3 protein-coding genes and 1 pseudogene are annotated in these 3,870 nt (G+C 64.9%); 1 reads left to right on the plus strand and 3 read right to left on the minus strand.

All coding sequences use genetic code 11. The features are described from left to right. Positions 1-832 (plus strand): LysR substrate-binding domain-containing protein (locus EOD15_RS30275; RefSeq protein ID WP_127409119.1); only part of this gene is annotated, 832 nt, incomplete at its 5' end. Positions 833-965: 133 nt separating this feature from the next. Here the strand turns inward: EOD15_RS30275 and EOD15_RS30280 are convergent. The 3 genes and pseudogenes from EOD15_RS30280 to EOD15_RS30290 all read right to left on the minus strand — a co-directional run. Further along, positions 966-1,892 carry a DMT family transporter gene (locus EOD15_RS30280; RefSeq protein WP_127321135.1) on the minus strand — a complete coding sequence of 309 codons (927 nt, stop codon included), beginning with the start codon at positions 1,890-1,892 and terminating at the stop codon, positions 966-968. 60 nt (positions 1,893-1,952) lie between these two features. After that, positions 1,953-2,840, minus strand: a complete 888-nt coding sequence (locus EOD15_RS30285) for a DMT family transporter (protein ID WP_127321134.1) — start codon at positions 2,838-2,840, stop codon at positions 1,953-1,955. Positions 2,841-3,015: 175 nt separating this feature from the next. Next, positions 3,016-3,870, minus strand: a pseudogene (locus EOD15_RS30290) (peptidase S10); the annotation flags it as partial.

The raw sequence follows: 3,870 nt of genomic DNA on the forward strand, positions 1-3,870 counted from the left end.
GCTCCGAACCTTCCTCGCTTTCGTCGACAGCGGCTCGCTGGCCCAGGCGGCTGCAAGCATTGGCCGCTCGCCCTCGGCGGTGACCGCCCAGATGCAGCGGCTGGAGGAAATTGTCGGCGAGCCGTTGCTGGCGCCGCAAGGGCGAGGGCGCGGCTTGACCCCTGCAGGCGAAGACCTCGTCGGCCATGCCAGGCGGATCCTTGCCGCCCATCGCGAGGCATGGCTGGCGCTCAAGGGCGCGCGCGCTGCCGGACGCGTCGCCATCGGCACGACACAGGATTTCGCCGACAGCGGCCTGCCGGACCTGCTGCGGGCCTTCGCCGTCAGTCATCCGCGCGTCAGGATCGAATTGCGGGTCGGCCGCTCCGCCGAACTGGCGCAGGCGCTGCAGTCTGGCGGCCTCGATCTGGCGATCGTCATGCGCCAGGCAGCGGCGTTGGACGAGGTCGGCGTGCTGCGCGAGCCGATGATATGGCTGTGTTCGCAAAAAGGGCTGGCTTCGCGGCAGGAGGAATTGCCGCTGGCGCTGCTCGATCCGTATTGCGGTTTTCGCGAGGCAGCACTTGCCGCACTCGATGCTGCCGGCCGGCGCTACCGCATCGCTGCCGGCAGCGCCAGTCTGGCCGGCCTGCGCACGGCGGTGAACGCCGGTGTCGCGCTGACGCTGCGAACGGCTCGCTTTGCCCATTCCGGCATTGTCGAGGCGCCGCGCGAGCTTGGCCTGCCGCAGGTTCCAATGGCTGAGTTCGCCATCCGGTTGCGCGCTGGCTCCGATGGTCCGGCGGGCGATCTGGCGGCTCTGCTCGGCGGCAACCTTGCCTTGTCGGGCTGAATGCCCAAAGAAAAAGCCGACCTTACGGTCGGCTTGGAGTAGGACGGGCCGAGGGGTTTGGGGGGACTTGGGGATGGCCCGTCGCACCCATAATGCCTGACCCGGATGATGGTTCCGTGACTGTGTCACTTTTTTAAGAAATATTTGACCCCACGCGTCGCGGGCCGGCCATGCGTTGCGAGCGGGCCCTCAGCCAATCCCGCCCCGCATGGGCGAACACCGCGCACAACACGATGATGCCGCCGATCATGCTGGCGGCTGGTGCAATCTCGCCTAGGAACAGGAAGGCAAACAGGATCGCGAACGGCACTTCGGCCGAGCCGAGCAGCCCGGATTCGGCCGGTGGGATGAGCCGCGCGCCCTCCGTCCACAGGATCGAGGACAACGCAAAGGACGCGCCGAACGTGGCGAGCAGAACGGCATCCCTTGGCGAAACCCCCAGCGGATCGGTGACGAACCAGCCGAGCACGAACAGCAGGAACGCCGAAACCGCGCCGGCCCACACCACCGGCGTGTCGCGGAACGCGCGCACCATGATCATGTAGAGGCCGCTGCCGATGGTCATCAGCAGTGCCAGTCCGTCGCCGAACAGATTGCCGGTGCCGAAGCCGGACCAGACCATGATCGCCACGCCGCACAGCGACACGGCGGCGGCGACCATCGTCTGCAACCGGAAGGGTTCGCGCGTCAGAACCCAGGCCAGCAGCGCGGTGACGAAAGGTGCTGTGGCATAGATGACCGCGACATTGGCGACGAAGGTGAACTTGAACGCCGAGATGAAGGCGATGCTGGCCAGAGCTCCCTCTACCGCCAGCAGCCAGCCGCGCCAGCCAAGCCGCAGCTTCTCGCGGTTGCCGGAACGGTGACGCCGCCACAGCACATAGAGGCTGATCAGGATCGCGCCGACAAAGCCGCGCCAGCAGATGATGGTCAGCGGGTCGGCATGGATCGACTTGGTCAGCACGCCCGTCAGGCCGAACACTGCCGCCGAGGACGACACCAGGATGATGCCGAGTGTGCGCTCCGCGGCGGTGTCGGTGGCGGCTGCAATGTCAGTCATGCAACCAGCCTACGCCGCTTGGTCCTGACATCGTAGTGTCAGCAATCATGGCCATGCACATCATAGCCGTTTGCGGAAATGCTCGGTGCCGACGATCAACAGGCCGGCGGCGACGATCAGCGCAGCGCCCAGGAACACCTCGCGGCGCGGCACGTCGCCCCAGATCGCAAAGCCGAGTGCGAATGCCCACAACAGCGAGGTGTATTCCAGCGGCGCGAGGACCGAAGCCGGTGTGCGCTTCATGCCTTCGAACAGAAGATATTGTGCCAGGCCGCCGAGTGCGCCGACGCTGGCAAGGAGCAGCAACTGAGCCCCGTCCGGTGTACGCCACAACAACAATGCCGGCACCGCCGAAAACAGCAGGAAATAGAAATTGTTGAGCAGGAGCTGGATCATCGAGCGCTCGGCAAGGGCGGTCTTGCGCAAGAGCACGATGGCGATGCCCCACAAGAAGGCCGCCGCCAGCACCAGCAGCACCGGCACGGACAGGCCGAGATGGGTCGGATCGCAAGCGACGAACACGCCGGCAAAGCCGATCAGCACCGCCAGCCAGCGCAGCATCGGCACCTTTTCGCCGAGCAGGAACACTGAAAGCACTGTGACGATGATCGGGGCCGCATAATAGACGGTGGTCAGCTCGGCGAGCTGCAGGCTGCGCGCGGCGTTGTAGTAACACAGCCACGCAGCAAGCGTGAAGGCACTGCGCACCAGCATCGGCCGCACGATCGGCGAGCGCATCGTGTCGGCAAACAACTGTCGTCCGCCGATCGCCGCGCACGCGCCCAGAATGGCAATGCTGCGGAAGAACATGATCTGCCAGACGCTCATGCCGACGACCAACAGCTTGATCGAAGCATCCTGTGTCGAAAACAGCAAATAGGCCGCACCGGTCAGCAGGATGCCTGCAAGCACCCGCTCGCGTGTTTCGAGAATGGCGATATCGGCCATAAGGCGCGTGGGACCAAATTGCCGGAGCGGCAGAATGCTGTGAGGAGCGACACGAGGAGCTGTGAATTCAGTTCCCTCGGCACCAAGCTATAAGGGCGAAAATCGCTGCGGCGCTACGCCAGCCCGCTGGTTATGTTGGGGCAGGGGTCCATGCCGAGCTGCACTGTCGCCAAGCCTACTGCGTCGCCTGGTAAAGCTCCGAAGCGGCTTCTTTCAGCGCGCGTCGGCCGTCGGACCTGAAATACATCATGTGCCCGCCCTCGACGACATCGAGGCGGATAGGCTTGGCATCGGCGAGCGATGGGATCTGGTTCACCAGGTAGCGCGAGGCGAGGTAAGGCGTGACCAGGTCGGTGTAGCCGTTGACGATCACGACACCAAGCGAAGGGTTCAGTGAGCGTGCGCGCTGCAGATCGTCCATCACTCCGGCATAGCCTTGCCGCGAGGCGCTGGTCCCGTAATCCCATTTGTGGCTGATTTCGCCATTGAGCAGCCGATAGCTGACATCGGTGCGGAAATTCAGCTCTTCGCGGATATAGCCGACGAACGCCGACGTCAGCGCCGGCACGCTGCGGTCGAGCACCGGATCCGGGCCGGCGGTGCGGGCGCTCTCAGGCGCGATGTCGGCTGTGCCGATCGTGGCGTCATAAGGGCTGAGCACCTTGCTGCTGGCGCGAGCGAATTCCCTTGCGAACAGGCCGGTGGGGATGCGAGCGGAGTTCCGCTGCACCAAATCGAGTGGCAGGCCGGTGATCTCAGCGACGCGCTGGCTCGCCAGCCGCCTGCCTTGATCCAGTCCGCTGGTGATTGCCGTAAGGTAATCGCCCATCGCATAATGTTCGACTTCGGCCAGCTTCTCCCGCAATGCATCGCCGCTGACGCCTTCGGTGCGTAGCCGCACCGCCGCCAGTGACGGCAGTTCGAGCGCCCAATGCAGCGGCTCGAATTCGTCGGGCTGCACCAGCGTGAACTCCAGCGCCGGCGAGATCAGCACGATGCCGTTCGGACTGATGCCGATATCTTCCTGCAA

The organism is Mesorhizobium sp. M7A.T.Ca.US.000.02.2.1, from assembly GCF_003996995.1.
Lineage (GTDB): Bacteria > Pseudomonadota > Alphaproteobacteria > Rhizobiales > Rhizobiaceae > Mesorhizobium.